This window comes from uncultured Spongiibacter sp., assembly GCF_964011655.1.
GTDB classification, from domain to species: domain Bacteria; phylum Pseudomonadota; class Gammaproteobacteria; order Pseudomonadales; family Spongiibacteraceae; genus Spongiibacter; species Spongiibacter marinus.
This window is the reverse complement of record NZ_CAXGPO010000001.1, coordinates 218,991-235,486: the sequence shown is the minus strand read 5'-3', so window position 1 is coordinate 235,486 and position 16,496 is coordinate 218,991. Positions and strand designations below refer to the sequence as shown.

The window sequence follows — 16,496 nt, the reverse complement described above, 5'->3', positions numbered from 1 at the left end:
CAAGCCTTATCAAATCGAAGCCAACAACCCAAAACCTATGAACCTTACTGACCTAAAAACCAAGTCCGCCCAAGAACTGCTCGACATCGCCAAAGAGATCGGCCTCGACAATATTGCCCGCTCTCGCAAACAAGACATCATTTTCTCGATCCTGAAGCGTCACGCTAAAAGTGGTGAGGACATTCACGGCGATGGTGTACTGGAGATCTTGCAAGACGGCTTTGGTTTCCTGCGCAGCGCCGACTGTTCTTACCTTGCTGGCCCTGACGATATCTACGTATCACCCAGCCAGATTCGTCGCTTCAATCTGCGCACGGGCGACAGCATTGCCGGTAAGATTCGGCCGCCGAAAGAAGGCGAGCGCTATTTTGCTCTGTTGAAGGTTGATGAGGTTAACTTCACGCGTCCAGAGCAGTCCAAGAACAAAGTTCTGTTTGAAAACCTCACGCCTCTGTTTCCCAATGAGCGCCTAACCTTAGAGCTGGGTAACGGCTCTACTGAAGACTTAACCGGTCGTATTATCGACCTGGCTGCGCCCATTGGTAAGGGGCAGCGCGGTTTGATTGTTGCGCCGCCAAAGGCCGGTAAAACGCTGATGCTGCAGAACATCGCGCAGAGTATTATTCGCAACAACCCCGAGTGCTACGTCATTGTATTGCTGATCGACGAGCGTCCGGAAGAAGTAACCGAGATGCAACGCTCGGTGGGTGCTCGCGGGGCTGAAGTAGTGGCGTCGACCTTCGACGAGCCGCCGGCGCGTCACGTGCAGGTGGCGGAAATGGTCATCGAAAAGGCCAAGCGCCTCGTAGAGCACAAAAAGGATGTTGTGGTTCTGCTGGACTCAATTACCCGCCTGGCTCGCGCCTACAACACGATCGTACCGAGCTCGGGCAAAGTGTTGACCGGTGGTGTTGACGCTCATGCACTGGAGCGCCCGAAGCGTTTCTTTGGTGCGGCGCGTAACGTTGAGGAAGGCGGCAGCTTGTCCATTATCGCGACCGCACTGATCGACACCGGCTCGAAGATGGACGAGGTCATCTACGAGGAATTCAAAGGGACGGGCAACAACGAACTGCACCTGGATCGTAAAATTGCCGAGAAGCGCGTCTACCCCGCGATCAATATTCGCCGCTCCGGCACCCGTCGCGAAGAGCTGCTAACCAGCGAAGACGAGCTGCAGCGCATGTGGATTCTGCGCAAACTGTTGCACGGTATGGAAGACACGCCGGCGATCGAATTCCTGATCGACAAACTGAAAGACACCAAAACCAACGCTGAATTTTTCGATTCAATGAAGCGTAAATAAGGCCGCTGTCGGGGTTCGCCGCAGTGGCGAAACCCCGCCCCCGCCCGCCGGGCGCCGGATATCGGACACCGGATTATGAAGCACAAAGACCTCCGCGATTTTCTCAACTACCTTGAGCAACAAGGCGAGTTGAAGCGTATTAGCTATCCTGTAGACCCCAACCTGGAAATGACCGAAATCTGCGACCGCGTACTGCGAGCGGGCGGACCGGCATTGCTGTTTGAAAACCCCAAGGGTTACTCCGTGCCGGTGCTGGCAAATTTATTCGGCACTGAAAAGCGTGTGGCCATGGGCATGGGCCAAAAAGATATCGAGGCGCTGCAAGAGGTGGGTGAGTTGTTGGCATTTTTGCGCCAGCCTGATCCCCCGAAAGGTCTGCGCGATGCCTGGAGTAAGCTGCCGATCTTCAAGCAAGTGCTCAATATGGGCCCGAAGATGGTGTCCAAGGCGGTGTGCCAGCAAAAGGTGATTCAGGGCGACGCCGTCAACTTACACTTGCTGCCTATTCAAACCTGCTGGCCGGAAGACGCCGCGCCGCTGATTACCTGGCCGCTGGTCATTACCCGCGGCCCCAACAAAGAGCGGCAAAATCTGGGCATTTATCGCATGCAGGTGATCGGCAAAAACAAGCTGATTATGCGTTGGTTATCTCACCGCGGCGGCGCACTGGATTTTCAGGAGTTCAAACAGCAGCACCCGGGTGAGCGTTTTCCCGTTTCTGTTGCGCTGGGGGCCGACCCCGCGACGACCCTTGGCGCGGTGACGCCAGTGCCCGACACACTCAGCGAATACGCCTTTGCCGGTTTGCTGCGCGGTGAAAAAACCGAGTTGGTGAAGAGCCTCAGCAACGACCTGCAGGTGCCCGCCAATTGTGAGTTTATCCTCGAAGGTTACATCGACCCGGAAGAGATGGCCGACGAAGGCCCCTATGGCGATCACACCGGTTATTACAACGAAGTCGACCGCTTCCCCGTGTTCACTGTGACGCATATTAGCCACCGTGAAAACCCGATTTATCACAGCACCTACACCGGCCGTCCGCCTGATGAACCAGCGGTGCTGGGTGTCGCCTTGAACGAGGTGTTGGTGCCTTTGCTGCGCCGGCAGTTCCCGGAAATTGTCGATTTCTATCTGCCGCCGGAGGGCTGCTCCTATCGTATGGCGGTGGTCACGATTAAAAAGCAGTATCCGGGACACGCCAAGCGCGTGATGTTTGGTGTTTGGTCGTTCCTGCGCCAGTTTATGTACACCAAGTTTGTCATCGTCTGCGACGACGATGTCAACGCCCGCGACTGGAACGATGTGATTTGGGCGATCACCACCCGCATGGATCCACAGCGCGATACGGTGATGGTTGAGCATACACCGATCGACTATCTGGACTTCGCCTCGCCGGTCTCTGGCCTCGGCTCGAAAATGGGCATGGACGCCACGAATAAATGGCAGGGCGAAACTGACAGGGAGTGGGGTCGACCGATTGTTAAAGACCCCGACGTAGTGAAGAAAGTCGACGATATTTGGTCGGAGCTGGGCCTGGAATGAGTAGCGTCGGGGCGCAGCTGCCGCCTCTGTCGCTGTATATTCATATTCCCTGGTGTGTGCGGAAGTGCCCCTACTGCGACTTTAACTCCCACGCCCAGCGTGGCGACCTGCCGGAGGCGGCATACATTGCCGCCATGCTCGAAGACCTCGATCAAGACCTCGACTACATTCAGGGCCGTGAGTTGGCCTCTGTCTTTATCGGCGGCGGTACGCCCAGTCTGTTCTCGGCCAACGCGTATGCGCAACTTTTTGAGGGCCTGCGCCAGCGCCTGAGATTCTCCCGCGATATTGAAATTACCCTTGAAGCGAACCCCGGCACGCTCGAGCAGGGTCGCTTTGCCGCCTATCGCGAGCTGGGTATCAACCGCCTCTCGATTGGGGTGCAAAGTTTTGATGCCGAGCAGCTGGATAAGCTCGGCCGCATTCACAGCGCCGGCGACGCCTTGGCGGCCATTGCCAGCGCGCGCGACGCGGGTTACGACAACTTCAATATTGATCTGATGCACGGGCTAAGTGGCCAGACTGAAGCCGATGCACTCAATGATCTGCGCATCGCGATCGACAGCGGCGCGCCACATATCAGCTGGTATCAGCTCACCATCGAGGCGAATACAGAATTCTACAAGCGCCCGCCCGAGCTACCCCAAGAGAGCGCATTAATGACCATGCAGCGAGCTGGCTTTGCGCTGCTGTCAGACGCTGGCCTGACGCGCTATGAAGTGTCGGCCTTCGCCCGCGACGGTCGCCGCGCTCGCCACAATCTAAACTACTGGCGCTTTGGCGACTATTTGGCGCTGGGCGCTGGTGCTCACGGCAAAGTGACTTTGGCTAGCGGCGTGCTACGCTACCAAAAAACCCGCAAGCCAGAGGACTATTTGAGCCGCTCTCCGTCGCGAACCAGTCAATCGCAAGGCGTTATCGATACGGACTTGCCCTTTGAATTTATGATGAATGCACTGCGCCTGCGCGGGGGTGTTGAGAGCGCGCTTTACTCACAGCGAACCGGCCTGCCTCTTGCGACTATTGCGCCGGCCCTCGAGCGCCTGCAGGCTCGCGGCCTGTTAATTGACGATCCTCAGCGTATCGCCTGTAGCGAGCGCGGCTTCGCCTTTATCGATAGCATCCTCAGTGAATTCCTTGAGGGCTAGTCGCTCATCAACACAGTCAATTTTCGTCGGAAATCGCCTTTCCCGGTAAATAGGAAACCATGACGGCTTGGTGCGATGTCGCTGAGTGTTCGCTGGGGGCGAGTGCCGGTTTTTGCTGACAGCGGGCGACGGCTGATGCAATATTAGCGTCGAGTGTTTTGTTTATGGGGTGTCAACACTCCGCGACTACGCCCTTTCAGAAGGAGACTTATGGCGAATACCAACGGTTCATTTATCGTTAATTTCTTTAAACAAGAGTCCTCCGGCGGATTGCTACTCATGTTTTCTGCCTTGTTGGCAATCATCTTTGCCAACACTGCCCTCTCCCCCTATTACGAATTACTCCTTACCACACCCGTAGAAGTCCGCGTCGGCGCGCTGGAAATAGCCAAGCCGCTGTTATTGTGGATTAACGACGGCCTGATGGCTGTGTTCTTTTTCCTGGTGGGTTTGGAGTTAAAGCGCGAACTTGTCGAGGGCGAGTTGTCTGACCCCCGCAATATTATATTGCCGGGTATCGGGGCCGTCGGTGGTATGGCGGTACCGGCGCTGTTTTATACCTATTTTAATGCTGGAAACCCTGTTGCCATGCAGGGCTGGGCGATCCCCGCCGCAACGGACATTGCTTTCGCGCTGGGCGTCTTAAGCCTGCTGGGCTCACGGGTGCCGGTGAGCTTAAAGATCTTTCTAACCTCGCTGGCAATTTTTGATGATATCGGTGCGATTGTTATCATCGCGGTGTTTTATACCGCCAATATTTCCATTGCGGCGCTGGTGATTGCCGCTAGCTGTATTCCCGCATTAATTATTCTCAATCGCCGCGGCGTGAGTGCCAACAGCCCATACATATTACTTGGCACCATTATGTGGGTGGCTTTGTTGAAGTCGGGGGTGCACGCCACCTTGGCCGGAGTAGTGATGGCGATGTTCATTCCCCTGCGCAGTAACGACCCGGATAATCCATCACCATTAAAAAGTCTGGAGCACGACCTGCACTCGGTGGTGGCGTTTTTTGTGCTACCGGTGTTCGCCTTTGCCAATGCCGGTATCAATCTAAGCGGTGTGGGCGTTGAGCAATTGATGCACGGCGTGCCAATGGGTATTGCCGCAGGCTTATTCCTGGGTAAGCAGATAGGCATATTTGGATTGTGCTACCTGGCCATAAAGCTGCGTTTGGCCGAGATGCCCTCAGGTATGAATACCATGAGCTTGTACGGTACCGCAGCACTGTGCGGTATCGGCTTTACCATGAGTTTATTTATCGGGTCGCTTGCCTTCGAGGAGACCGGGGTAAACCAACTGTTTGACGAACGCTTGGGGATTATTGTCGGCTCGTTGATGTCCGGTGTGTTGGGTTATTTCCTACTGCGCCGTGCGCTACCTAAATAGTTTATTGTGAATAGTTATCGTGGCGGCGGGGCTTTCAACCCGCCCCATCGTTTAAGGAAAAAACCATGAATTACTGCCCGCAGTGCGCCAGTCCTATGGGCGATGTTTTGGTGGACAACGAAATTCGCAGTGGCTGCCCGGACAGGGGCTGCGGCTACGTCCATTTCAACAACCCGGTGCCCGTTGTGGCGATGATTGTCGAAGTGGACGGCGGCGTGGTCCTGGCACACAATGTGGCATGGCCCAAAGCTTTCTACTCAATTATTACGGGCTTTCTTGAGGCGGGCGAAGACCCTCTGGAGTGCGCTCGCCGCGAAACCATGGAAGAGCTTAATCTGCACGCCCTGGAGACTGATTTAGTGGGGGTTTACCCCTTCGCTCAGCAAAACCAAGTGATCATCGCCTACCATGTGAAAGCGGCCGGAGAGATTCGCCTGAATCACGAGTTGGACGACTATAAAATCATCCCTGTTGAACAGCTCAAAGGGTGGGATATGGGGACTGGTCTGGCGATCAATGACTGGCTGGCGCAGCAGCGTCGCGACGCTTGATTATTCCTCCTCGCTGGCAGTGCCGCGATCTTTCTCCGCTTCATTTTTTGCCAGCAGGCGAGCGGCTTCGAGCTCTTCCGTAAGTGCGCCGAGTTCGGCTTTCACCGCTTCCCGGGCCTCGCCTTCCAGGGGCTCTTCCTCGTTTTTCAACTGGGTTTTCAGTGCGTTAATTTTATTTTCCAGTGCGGTAACGGCACTGCTCAATTCGGCTTTATTAAATAAAACCTCTTCGGCGTGACCATCGTTGTGAGTCTCTCGGTAATAGCGGCGCTTAACCGGAATAATAGGCTCGTCGGCATTGAGTACGCGCTGGTTCATAAAGTTTGGCGAGACGATTTCGATACCGGCATCATGAAGTGCATCGAGCATGCGTCCGCGTAATTTGGAGCGCGTGCTAACCAGCAGAGAGGCTTCTTTCAGCCATCCACTGGCGCGGTAGAGCACCGAGAAATCGCCCAGTTCGCGAATTTGCACAAAGCCGTTTTCCAGCTCGGCTTTATTGAGGGCACTTAACAGTGCGGCCTCAATATCGCGGCGGTCAACGTCGTAACCCAGCGATACGTCCGCCGACACCACGGTGCCAGAGGAGCGCACCACATTGTAGGGCTCCTGCACCAGCAACAGGTTGGGTACGGTGACCAACTCGCTGGTCTCGTTTTGGATTTCCACATGCAATAAGCCGAGTTGGCTCACCCGCCCCAATTCATTGCGAAACTCTATGTAGTCGCCCGCTTTGAAGCTGTTGACGGTGCGCAGCATAAACCCCGCCATCAGGTTGCCCATAACCGAGGTTGACGACAGCGCGATTGCCGCAGAGGCGAGCAGACCGACCAGCGAAAACAGCTGTCCGCGTAATTCGCTGTCCATGGGTAAGGTGGCTATCAGCGCAACCAGACCGAGCAGCCGAAACACCAGGCGCATGCCCTGCTCGCGGTAGCGGATGTCGGCGCCGTGCTCTTTCTGAACGCTGAAGAGCTTGCGGGTAATCAGCCAGCCAATGACGATCAGCAGCAGGGCAACAAGCGCTGGCACCCAGAGCCCAAGCCAGGTAGGTAAAATGCCCTGTGCTGCGTCTATCGCCTGTTCCATACGTTTTTGCCTTACCTTCGCCGAGTTTCTGAGCTTTGATGGTGCTCAGTGTAGTCTGCTCGCTGTGTCGCGGATAGTCCTGTGCAGGCATAGGGTGAGTGCCCGGCGCTGTGTTAAACTGGCTGGCTCAAATGGAGAGTCGATTTAACAAAGAGGTCAGCATGCCTGCATACCGTTCCAAAACCTCCACCGCCGGCCGCAATATGGCAGGTGCCCGAGCGCTGTGGCGCGCCACGGGTATGAAAGATGATGACTTTAATAAACCCATCATCGCTGTTGCCAACTCCTTTACCCAGTTTGTGCCGGGCCATGTCCATCTCAAGGACATGGGGCAATTGGTTGCCCGCGAAATTGAGAAAGCGGGTGGTGTGGCAAAAGAGTTCAATACCATTGCTGTAGATGACGGTATTGCGATGGGCCACGACGGCATGCTGTATAGCCTGCCGAGCCGGGACATCATCGCCGACTCCGTTGAGTACATGGTCAACGCCCACTGCGCCGATGCCATTGTCTGTATTTCCAACTGCGACAAGATTACTCCGGGAATGTTGATGGCAGCGATGCGTCTGAATATTCCGGTTATCTTTGTCTCTGGCGGCCCGATGGAGGCCGGAAAAACCAAGTTGTCGGAAAACAAACTGGATCTGGTTGATGCCATGGTGATTGCCGTGGATGAAAATGCGGACGATGAGACCGTGGCGGAATATGAGCGCTCAGCTTGCCCAACCTGTGGCAGCTGTTCCGGGATGTTTACCGCGAACTCCATGAACTGCCTGACCGAAGCGCTGGGTCTGTCGCTGCCGGGTAACGGCTCGTTGCTGGCCACTCACGCCGACCGCGAAAAACTGTTTTTGGAAGCCGGCCGTCGAATTGTTGAGCTTGCCAAGCGCTACTACGAAGAAGACGACGACAGCGTACTGCCGCGCAATATTGCCAGTCGTGAGGCGTTCAATAATGCGATGGCACTCGATATTGCCATGGGCGGCTCAACGAACACGATTCTCCACCTGCTTGCCGCCGCTCAGGAAGCGGAGCTGGACTTTGGCATGAAGGACATCGACGAATTGTCTCGCCGCGTGCCTCAGCTCTGTAAGGTTGCACCGAATACACCGCTCTACCATATGGAAGACGTGCACCGCGCTGGCGGTGTTATGGGTATTCTCGGTGAGTTGGCGCGCGCTGACCTGCTCAACACCGGCCTGCCTACCGTGCATGCCAGCAGTGTGGCCTCGGCCCTGCAAACCTGGGACATCATGGTGACCGACAACGACGCGGTGAAAACCTTTTACAAGGCTGGCCCCGCAGGGATTCCGACGCAAACCGCCTTTAGCCAGGACACGCGCTGGTCGTCACTGGATGCCGACCGCGAAAATGGCTGCATTCGCTCGCTGGAGCACGCCTTCTCGGAAGAAGGTGGTTTGGCGGTGCTGCATGGCAACATCGCCGAGGACGGCTGTGTTGTAAAAACCTCGGGCGTGGATGAAAGCATCCTGGTCTTTGAAGGCCCGGCGCATATCTGCGAGAGCCAAGAAGATGCGGTTGATGACATCCTCAATGACCGTGTAAAAGCCGGTGACGTGGTGATTGTGCGCTATGAAGGCCCCAAAGGTGGCCCGGGTATGCAAGAGATGTTGTATCCCACCAGCTACATCAAGTCGAAAGGCTTGGGCAAGGCCTGTGCGCTGCTGACCGATGGCCGTTTCTCGGGCGGTACATCTGGCTTGTCGATCGGCCACGCCTCACCAGAGGCCGCAGCGGGCGGCGCCATTGGTTTGGTAGAGCAGGGCGATATCATTCGCATTGATATTCCCGCGCGCACCATTAATGTGCTGCTCGATGATGCTGAATTGGCTAAGCGCCGCAAGGCGATGGATGCCAAAGGCAGCGAGGCCTGGAAGCCACTAAAAGAGCGTCCGCGCAAGGTTTCTGCAGCGCTCAAAGCCTATGCCAAAATGGCAACCAGTGCAGATAAAGGCGCTGTAAGGGACATCAGTCAGCTGTAATGCACGCTGCGCCGCTGGAGCACACAGCGCTTCGGCGGCGCGCTAGCTTGCATGGCCAGCGGTGACACCAAGGAATGAGTGTATGGCGCAAGATTGGCGCCGGCTGGGATATATCGCCGGTATTGTAATTCCTCTTTGGCTGCTAGTTGGGGTGATGCTCGCCGCATCGTTCTACCCTGGCTATAGCCATCGCCACCAAGCGCTGAGTGAATTGGGCGCGACTGGGGCGCCGACCGATGTGCTGTCACCACTGATCAATAATTTCCCGTTGGGCGGGCTGTTTCTACTGTTCGCCTATGCGGTTTTCAAAACCTTCCCTCACTCCCGGTTGTCAAAGTTTAGCGCCGTGCTCATAGGCGTACATGGCGTGGCCAGTATTGGAGCTGGCCTGTTTTCCTGCGACATGGGTTGTAATCCGCCGTCTCCTTCTGTTGATCAGCAGTTGCACAATCTTTTTGGGGCGGTGATGTTTTTGAGTTTACTGATAGCGAGCGCACTGTGGGGTAGCCTCAGCTGGCGTGTGCTGCAGTGTCGCTGGCTGGCTGTGCTGTCAGCCGCTTGCTGCGCATTGGCAATTCTGACCTTGTGGCCCATGGCTGCAGCCATCGAGTCAGGGGAAAACTTTGGCGTATACCAGCGCCTTAACTACGGCGTGTCGGTACTTTGGTTGAGCGCGCTGGCGGGTCAGCTTTATTGGCTGCAGGGCCGTCGATAAGGTCGGCGATGAACACTTAAAGGGATCATAGATTATGGAAGAATCCTCGTCGCTAGATCAGCAGTCAGCGGCCAATCAAGGCGCAGAATTCCCCGGTTACTTTGCGGTATCAGCGACAAAGTTCATTGTCATGTCGGCGTGCACGCTGGGGCTGTATGAGGTGTTTTGGTTTTATAAAAACTGGCAGCGCGTGAAAGAAAAAACCGGCGCACAGATGATGCCATTTTGGCGAGCCGTGTTCGCGCCGCTGTGGGCCTATGTATTGTTTGATCATTTGCGCGACCAGCTTAAAGAACTGCACATAGCAAGCACGCTTGTCGCCGGCGCGTGGGCGCTACTCTATCTTGCCTTTCAGGTGCTGTCGCAATTTGAAGCGCCAGTGGGCCTGTTGGCGATACTGTCTTTTAGTGCCCTGCTGCCGGCAAATGCCGCGATGAGCCGTATCAACGCTGTTCAGCAGCCCCCTGTGGAGCTGAATGACAAAATACAGGGTTGGAATTGGCTGGCAGTGGCGCTCGGTGGCGTGTTTTATTTGATGTTGGCGCTGGCGTTGCTCGGGCCGGGTGACATGGCGCCGGCCCAGCGAATTTAACAGGGCAGAGTGCCGAGTTAGGGAGAATAATTATATGCAAAGACATAAGGGCAGTGTTGCGCTGGTTACCGGCGCGGCGTCGGGTATCGGGCGCGCTACAGCGATTCGGCTGGCGCAAGAGGGCGCAAGCGTTATGCTCTGCGATGTGAATATGAGCTGTCTAGAGGAAACGCTCAGCCTGATGCCGCCGTCTGCCAGAGTGCAGTGCCAGGAGCTGGACGTGACCAACATCGACAGCTGCCAGCAAGCAGTCGCCCAGTGCATGATCGATTTCGGGCGGCTGGATGTGCTGTGCAATATTGCCGGCATATCGCTGTGTCGCAACCTTGCTGACATTACCGCAGAGGAATGGCAGCGGATCGTTGCGATCAATCTAAACGGGGTGTTTTACATGTGCCAGGCAGCAATGCCCCACTTGGTGGAGACCCGGGGGAACATCGTTAATATGGCGTCGACGGCGGGCCTGGACGGCTTGGCCTACAACGCGGGCTACTGCGCAACCAAAGGCGCGGTAGTGATGTTAAGCAAGTCGCTGGCAATGGAGTTCTCGGGCAAGGGCGTACGCGTGAATGCCGTCTGTCCCGGCGCGGTGGAAACGCCGCTGAGTGCGAAATTTGAAATGCCGGAAGGGGCCGACCCCGCGCTTATGGGGCGCATGTTCCCCCTGTTGGAAATGAGTCAGCCCGAGGAAATTGCCGCCGCCGTGGCCTATCTGGCATCGCAGGAGGCGCGCTTTGTTACCGGTGTCGCGTTCGCCATTGATGGCGGCCAGACAGCTGGCTAATGCACAGATATTGAAAATAGTGCAATACTGAAAGTCGCTAAGCATCGCATCAATAACTATAAAAGCGAGATCGACTATGCACAAAGCCTTGTCTGGCGCACTCACGGCGAGTGCGCTAATGGTTACCCCCCTGCCCGGCGCTGCCGAATCTGAGCCCGCCAAGCAACTCAAGCTGGAAGAAGTGATCGTGACCGCGCAGAAGCGCGCGGAGTCTTTGTCGGATGTGCCGGTTTCAGTAACCGCACTGGACGGTGACAAGCTTAAAAAAGCCGGCATTGAAAACCTGAGCGACCTTTCCGATTACACGCCGAATTTTAAACTGGTGGAAGGCGGCTTAATTCCCAATGTGTATATGCGCGGCGTGGGCTCCGGTTCAAACCAGGGCTTTGAGCTGTCGGTGGGCATATTCTCGGATGGCGTTCACTTGGGGCGCCCCCACCAAACTCGTGGCGCCTTCATGGATTTAGAGCGAGTGGAGGTGCTGCGCGGCCCGCAGTCTATCCTGTTCGGTAAAAATGCGATTGCCGGTGCACTGAGTTTGATTGCCGCCAAGCCTGGCGACGAGCTGGAGGCGAACTTTAGCGCGCTGCGTGGCGGCCCGGATGGCCAGCGGGAAATCTCTGCAATGTTGTCGATGCCGCTCAGCGATACCTTTGGCATTCGTGCGGCGGTGAGAACGCGAGACGAAGATGGTTATATGACCAATGAAAATCCCGCCGTCGATCGCGATGAACCGGGCGTCGAGGAATTCTCGGGCCGTATCACCTTTGGTTGGCTGCCCAGCGATGACATCACGACCAGCCTGAAGCTTGAAAAAACCAATCGCAAGCAGGATGGTCGTCAGTTTGAAATTACGCACGAGAGCGCACTGACAGGTTGTAGCGGTGAAAATGTCACCTTGGACGGCATTAAAAATACCGACGCCGAAGAGTACGCCGAAATCGATAATTACAACGCCACACTCAACGTCGATATCGATTTTGAGAAGGGGACGTTTAGCTCGGTAACTGCGGCGACCGGCTTCGAGTCAGAGGACTTGTTTGACGGCGATTCCAGCAGTTTTGATACCGTACCGCTGTTGGGTATTGAGGAGTACGACCAACGCAGCCAGGAGTTCCGTTTTACCTCTCCAGGTGGAGAGTTTATCGACTATATTGTTGGCGCCTTCTATCAGGAGGGCGAGATGACCTTCTACGAGTCTACGCCCTTGAAGGTGCGCAATGGCGCACTGGCAGATGCGGGCCGCAATCCGGTGGGCTGCCTGATCAATACACAGACCAACGTGGCTGCGGACCTTGAGAAAGACTTCTACATGGACAGCGAGGCGTGGTCGACCTTTGCCCAGGTAACCTTCAACTGGACGGACTCTTTGAGAACGACGCTGGGCCTGCGTTACGTGAACGAGAAAAAAACCGGCTTCCGTGAATTATTCCTCTATCAGTCGGGGACGAAAAATCCCGTTGATCCGGTGACTGCGACCGTACTGGGTGCGCTGAACATTGAGGAGCATGAGATCGAGGGTGACCGCGAGGTGGGTGTCACCCTGCCGTCGATCAATGTTCAGTGGGATCTCAATGAAGACATTATGACCTACGCCACCGTTACCCGCGGGGCGAAGTCAGGCAGTTTTGACGCGCGCAACAACAATGCCAAAGATGGGCCGGGCGGTGGTGGCGAGAACTTTGAGTTTGAAGACGAAGTGGCCGATGCCATAGAAGTAGGCAGTAAAATGCAGCTGGCTGATGGCGCGGCGGAACTGAATATTGCCGTGTATCACGTTGAGTACGAAGACATGCAGGTCAGTGTCTTTGATGGCGTAGCCGGTTTTGTGGTGTCCAATGCAGGTAGTGCATTGACGAAAGGTGTAGAGCTGGATGGGCGCTGGCTAATGAGTGAATGGTTTATGCTCAGCGGCTCGCTTGCCTACTTGGATTTTGAGTGGCTCGAATACAAAGAGGGGCCTTGTGTGGCCACTGCCGACGAGGATATATGCGACCTCAGCGGCAAAGAAAATCAACAGACGCCGGAGTGGACGGCCACGCTATCGGGTACGGTGAGTATTCCCATGCCAGCCGATTTAATGCTCGACTTCACCGCTGACGCCTCATTTAAAGATACCCATTTTACCTCGGGTGACCTCGACCCTCGCGGCATTCAGGGAGCCTACACCAAGTTCAATGCGCGCTTGGCGCTCGGCGACAGCAATGGCGACTGGTCCCTGGCCTTGGTGGGTAAGAATATCACCGACGAGCTGACGATTGGTATTGGCTCGCCCACGGTGTTGGATGTTGGCGGGTATCGCGGCACCCTGGAGCCACGCCGATCTTATTATCTAGAGGGCCGCGTGCAGTTCTAGGGGCTGTTAACGCCCCCATACCGCAGAGATTTGCGCTTCCTCCATTTGCGCCGGTGCCTTACCGAGGTTCACGGCGCTTTTTTTTCTGTGCTACCTTAAGTTACTCAACAGCTTGTTTATCAGGGATTTTTTATGGACATCATCCGCATCATCTTTGCCATTTTGCTGCCGCCCCTCGGTGTATTCCTGCAGGTGGGCATTGGCAAACACTTCTGGATTAACATCATCCTTACGCTGTTCGGCTACCTTCCCGGCATTATCCACGCGGTTTATATCATTGCCAAAAAATGACGGATGACAACATCGCACTGCGGGTGCGTCGCAGCCGTCAGTGGGCGGCGCTACTCGACGGCGCTTGGGGAATTCCGTTTACCCGTTGGCGTATCGGTATTGACCCTTTGCTGGGTCTACTTCCTGTGGCCGGTGACGTGGTCGGTGCGCTGCTCGGCTTGGGCATTGTCTGGCAGGCCCACAAAGCATCGGCGCCGCGGGCACTGAAGGTAAAAATGCTTGGCAATATCGCCCTGGACTTTGCCCTGGGCGCAGTACCGATCGTCGGTGACATTGCCGACATAGCCTTTCGTAAAAATGATCGCAATGCCAAGCTGCTTGAAGACTGGGCAAATCAGTTGGACCACAGAGCCGAAGCGCGTACGACGTCGCGCCACTAAAAAAGCCCCGATACCGGGGCAAGCATGGGGTGTCGCACAGGGTGGGAGAATCAGGCAGCTTGGTGTCGGTCGCCGTCGGCTTGCGCATCGCTTACCGATTGACGAATCAAGTAGTCGAATGCACCGAGAGCGGCGTTGGCACCGTCCCCCATGGCAATAACAATCTGCTTGTATGGGGTGGTGGTTGCGTCGCCAGCCGCGAACACGCCGGGCATTGAGGTCTCGCCGCGGTCGCCAGTGATCACTTCGCCGCGTTCGCTGAGCGCCACGCTGTCCTGCAGGAATTCCGTGTTGGGCACTAAACCGATCTGAACAAAAATGCCCGACAGTGCAAGCTCGCGCGAGGCGCCGGAATTGCGGTCGGTATATCGCAGGCCGGTTACACGTTTGCCATCGCCGAGTACCTCGGTGGTTTGCGCGTTCAGGATAAATTCGATATTTGCCATAGAGTTGGCTTTGCGCTGCAGCACCTCGTCGGCGCGCAGGGTAGTGTCAAACTCCAACACCGTGACATGCTCGACAATGCCAGCCAGGTCAATGGCTGCTTCAACGCCGGAGTTGCCACCACCGATTACGGCTACCGACTTACCCTTGAACAAGGGGCCATCACAGTGTGGGCAGTAGGCCACACCTTTGCCCCGGTACTGTTGTTCGCCGGGAACATTCATTTCACGCCAGCGGGCACCCGTGGCGAGCATCACCGATTTGCTGCGCAGCGCCATGCCGTCGCCGATATCAACGCGGATAAGGCCTTGCTGGTCGGTGCTGAGGCCGCGGGCAAGCTGTCCCTCCATAATATCGACGTCGTAACTACTGACGTGCGCTTCCAGGTTCGCCGCCAATTTTGGCCCCTCGGTTTTTGACACCGAGACAAAGTTCTCAATTCCGACGGTATCCATCAGCTGGCCGCCAAATCGCTCGGCCAGAATCCCCGTGCGGATGCCTTTGCGCGCCGCATAGATGGCTGCCGATGCACCGGCGGGGCCACCGCCGATAACCAGCATGTCGAAGGCGTCTTTATCGGCCAGCTGGGCGCGGCGACGTTCTCCGGCATTGCTGTCGACCTTCTGCAAAATATCTTGAAGGCTGATCCTGCCCTGTGAAAACGGCGCGCCATTTAACAACACCGAGGGCACGGCCATGATGTTGCGCTCGCTGACCTCATCTTGAAAAAGTGCGCCGTCGATCATCTCGTGGCGGATGTTGGGGTTGATGGCCGCCATCATGTTCAGTGCTTGAACGACATCGGGGCAGTTTTGGCAGCTCAGTGAAATATAGGTTTCGAAGTGCAGCTCGCCGTCCAGGTCGCGGATTTGCTCGATCAGTGCCGGGTCAATTTTCATTGGGTGGCCGCCGCTGTGAAGAATGGCCAGCACCAGCGAGGTGAACTCGTGCCCCAGAGGTAAACCGGCAAAGCGAATTTCGGTGTCGCCGGCTGCTGGGCGCACGCCCATGGCAGGGCGGCGGACGTCGGCATGGGTATCGCGACGAACGCGAATATCGCTGGAAAGACTATCGATATCTTGAATCAGTGCCTCCAGTTGCAGGGAGGCCTCGCCTTGGCCGGGGTAGGCGACCAGCTCTACCGGCGTTTTCAGGTTTTCCAAGTAGCTTGCCAGTTGCTGTTTCATTTTCAGGTCTAACATAGTGGCTCCCTGTAGATTGAGTCGGTAAGAGCGGCCCCGTTTGGGGCCGGTGTGGCCTTAAATTTTGCCGACAAGGTCCAGCGACGGTGACAGCGTATCTTCGCCAGGCTGCCAAGCTGCTGGGCAGACTTCGCCATCGTGTTCGGCGACGTACTGTGCTGCCTGCACCTTGCGAACCAGCTCTTTGGCTGACCGCCCGATACCCAGGTCATGCAGTTCGGCGACCTTGATTTCTCCCTCGGGGTTAATTACGAAGGTGCCGCGCAGGGCCAGGCCGTCCTCTTCGATCATTACGCCGAAGTTGCGCGAGATCTTGCCAGTGGGGTCGCCGATCATCGGGAATTGGATTTTGCCGATGGTGTCGGAGCTGTCGTGCCACGCTTTGTGGGTGAAGTGTGTGTCTGTGGACACGGAGTAAACCTCAACCCCCATCTCTTGCAGCTGCGCGTAGTGGTCAGCCATATCGCCCAGTTCGGTGGGGCAGACAAAGGTGAAGTCGGCCGGGTAGAACATCACGACCGACCATTTGCCTTTCAGGTCGGCATCGCTAACGTCGATGAAGTCACCCTGGTGGAAGGCGGTCGCCGTGAAGGGCTGTACTTTGCTGTTGATAATCGTTGGGAACATAGTGCTCTCCTGTATTGTTTGGCGTCGAAAATGTGAAGACAGGAGTGAGTCTACGCAGGGATTTAAATGCGATCTAA

General features: G+C 56.2%; 15 protein-coding genes. 12 read left to right on the top strand and 3 right to left on the bottom strand.

The window, feature by feature from the left end:
- The first annotated feature begins 37 nt into the window (after positions 1-37).
- From rho to ABNS66_RS01125, 5 genes are all read left to right on the top strand, one after another.
- Entirely contained in the window at positions 38-1,306 is a 1,269-nt protein-coding gene (gene rho, locus ABNS66_RS01145) for a transcription termination factor Rho (RefSeq protein ID WP_027873331.1), read from the top strand.
- 75 nt (positions 1,307-1,381) lie between these two features.
- Positions 1,382-2,848 (top strand): 4-hydroxy-3-polyprenylbenzoate decarboxylase, encoded by a 1,467-nt coding sequence (ubiD, locus tag ABNS66_RS01140; RefSeq protein WP_027873330.1) that lies wholly within the window; start codon positions 1,382-1,384, stop codon positions 2,846-2,848.
- On the top strand, positions 2,845-3,996 hold the full coding sequence (gene hemW, locus ABNS66_RS01135; protein WP_286837483.1) for a radical SAM family heme chaperone HemW: 1,152 nt from the start codon (positions 2,845-2,847) through the stop codon (positions 3,994-3,996). The genes ubiD and hemW overlap by 4 nt, the downstream gene beginning before the upstream one ends.
- A 210-nt stretch (positions 3,997-4,206) precedes the next feature.
- Positions 4,207-5,385: a Na+/H+ antiporter NhaA gene (gene nhaA, locus ABNS66_RS01130; RefSeq protein WP_286837481.1), complete on the top strand. Its 1,179-nt coding sequence runs from the start codon at positions 4,207-4,209 to the stop codon at positions 5,383-5,385.
- A gap of 65 nt (positions 5,386-5,450) precedes the next feature.
- Positions 5,451-5,936 (top strand): NUDIX domain-containing protein, encoded by a 486-nt coding sequence (locus ABNS66_RS01125; protein WP_204994850.1) that lies wholly within the window; start codon positions 5,451-5,453, stop codon positions 5,934-5,936.
- On the opposite strand, the gene ABNS66_RS01120 is transcribed toward ABNS66_RS01125, so the two are convergent.
- On the bottom strand, positions 5,937-7,025 hold the full coding sequence (locus ABNS66_RS01120) for a mechanosensitive ion channel family protein (RefSeq protein WP_204994849.1): 1,089 nt from the start codon (positions 7,023-7,025) through the stop codon (positions 5,937-5,939).
- A 161-nt stretch (positions 7,026-7,186) separates the two neighbouring features.
- Between ABNS66_RS01120 and ilvD the strand changes: the two genes are divergently transcribed.
- From ilvD to ABNS66_RS01085, 7 genes are all read left to right on the top strand, one after another.
- Entirely contained in the window at positions 7,187-9,028 is a 1,842-nt protein-coding gene (ilvD, locus tag ABNS66_RS01115; protein WP_204994848.1) for a dihydroxy-acid dehydratase, read from the top strand.
- 82 nt (positions 9,029-9,110) lie between these two features.
- Positions 9,111-9,743 carry a DUF998 domain-containing protein gene (locus ABNS66_RS01110; protein ID WP_286837478.1) on the top strand — a complete coding sequence of 211 codons (633 nt, stop codon included), beginning with the start codon at positions 9,111-9,113 and terminating at the stop codon, positions 9,741-9,743.
- Positions 9,744-9,777: 34 nt separating this feature from the next.
- Complete coding sequence (locus tag ABNS66_RS01105; protein WP_286837476.1) at positions 9,778-10,335, top strand: hypothetical protein; 558 nt, start codon at positions 9,778-9,780, stop codon at positions 10,333-10,335.
- 34 nt (positions 10,336-10,369) lie between these two features.
- Complete coding sequence (locus ABNS66_RS01100; protein WP_286837474.1) at positions 10,370-11,119, top strand: SDR family oxidoreductase; 750 nt, start codon at positions 10,370-10,372, stop codon at positions 11,117-11,119.
- 76 nt (positions 11,120-11,195) lie between these two features.
- Complete coding sequence (locus tag ABNS66_RS01095; protein ID WP_286837472.1) at positions 11,196-13,475, top strand: TonB-dependent receptor; 2,280 nt, start codon at positions 11,196-11,198, stop codon at positions 13,473-13,475.
- A gap of 132 nt (positions 13,476-13,607) precedes the next feature.
- Positions 13,608-13,766: a YqaE/Pmp3 family membrane protein gene (locus tag ABNS66_RS01090; RefSeq protein ID WP_036255757.1), complete on the top strand. Its 159-nt coding sequence runs from the start codon at positions 13,608-13,610 to the stop codon at positions 13,764-13,766.
- Positions 13,763-14,146, top strand: coding sequence for a DUF4112 domain-containing protein (locus ABNS66_RS01085; protein WP_286837470.1), 384 nt, complete (start codon positions 13,763-13,765; stop codon positions 14,144-14,146). Before ABNS66_RS01090 ends, ABNS66_RS01085 begins: the two co-directional genes overlap by 4 nt.
- Before the next feature lie 50 nt (positions 14,147-14,196).
- Here ABNS66_RS01085 and ahpF read toward each other — a convergent pair whose 3' ends face one another.
- Complete coding sequence (gene ahpF, locus ABNS66_RS01080) at positions 14,197-15,792, bottom strand: alkyl hydroperoxide reductase subunit F (protein ID WP_286837468.1); 1,596 nt, start codon at positions 15,790-15,792, stop codon at positions 14,197-14,199.
- Between the two features lie 57 nt (positions 15,793-15,849).
- Positions 15,850-16,419, bottom strand: coding sequence for an alkyl hydroperoxide reductase subunit C (gene ahpC / locus ABNS66_RS01075; protein ID WP_027873320.1), 570 nt, complete (start codon positions 16,417-16,419; stop codon positions 15,850-15,852).
- Positions 16,420-16,496 lie beyond the last annotated feature (77 nt).

Excerpts from the sequence above, each read along its gene's own strand:
- ubiD (WP_027873330.1), top strand. The coding sequence starts at position 1,382 with ATGAAGCACAAAGACCTCCGCGATTTTCTCAACTACCTTGAGCAACAA.
- ABNS66_RS01095 (WP_286837472.1), top strand. The coding sequence starts at position 11,196 with ATGCACAAAGCCTTGTCTGGCGCACTCACGGCGAGTGCGCTAATGGTT.
- ABNS66_RS01110 (WP_286837478.1), top strand. The coding sequence starts at position 9,111 with ATGGCGCAAGATTGGCGCCGGCTGGGATATATCGCCGGTATTGTAATT.
- ABNS66_RS01085 (WP_286837470.1), top strand. The coding sequence starts at position 13,763 with ATGACGGATGACAACATCGCACTGCGGGTGCGTCGCAGCCGTCAGTGG.
- rho (WP_027873331.1), top strand. The coding sequence starts at position 38 with ATGAACCTTACTGACCTAAAAACCAAGTCCGCCCAAGAACTGCTCGAC.
- ABNS66_RS01125 (WP_204994850.1), top strand. The coding sequence starts at position 5,451 with ATGAATTACTGCCCGCAGTGCGCCAGTCCTATGGGCGATGTTTTGGTG.
- ahpF (WP_286837468.1), bottom strand. The coding sequence starts at position 15,792 with ATGTTAGACCTGAAAATGAAACAGCAACTGGCAAGCTACTTGGAAAAC.
- ABNS66_RS01120 (WP_204994849.1), bottom strand. The coding sequence starts at position 7,025 with ATGGAACAGGCGATAGACGCAGCACAGGGCATTTTACCTACCTGGCTT.
- ahpC (WP_027873320.1), bottom strand. The coding sequence starts at position 16,419 with ATGTTCCCAACGATTATCAACAGCAAAGTACAGCCCTTCACGGCGACC.
- ABNS66_RS01105 (WP_286837476.1), top strand. The coding sequence starts at position 9,778 with ATGGAAGAATCCTCGTCGCTAGATCAGCAGTCAGCGGCCAATCAAGGC.
- hemW (WP_286837483.1), top strand. The coding sequence starts at position 2,845 with ATGAGTAGCGTCGGGGCGCAGCTGCCGCCTCTGTCGCTGTATATTCAT.
- ABNS66_RS01090 (WP_036255757.1), top strand. The coding sequence starts at position 13,608 with ATGGACATCATCCGCATCATCTTTGCCATTTTGCTGCCGCCCCTCGGT.
- ABNS66_RS01100 (WP_286837474.1), top strand. The coding sequence starts at position 10,370 with ATGCAAAGACATAAGGGCAGTGTTGCGCTGGTTACCGGCGCGGCGTCG.
- ilvD (WP_204994848.1), top strand. The coding sequence starts at position 7,187 with ATGCCTGCATACCGTTCCAAAACCTCCACCGCCGGCCGCAATATGGCA.
- nhaA (WP_286837481.1), top strand. The coding sequence starts at position 4,207 with ATGGCGAATACCAACGGTTCATTTATCGTTAATTTCTTTAAACAAGAG.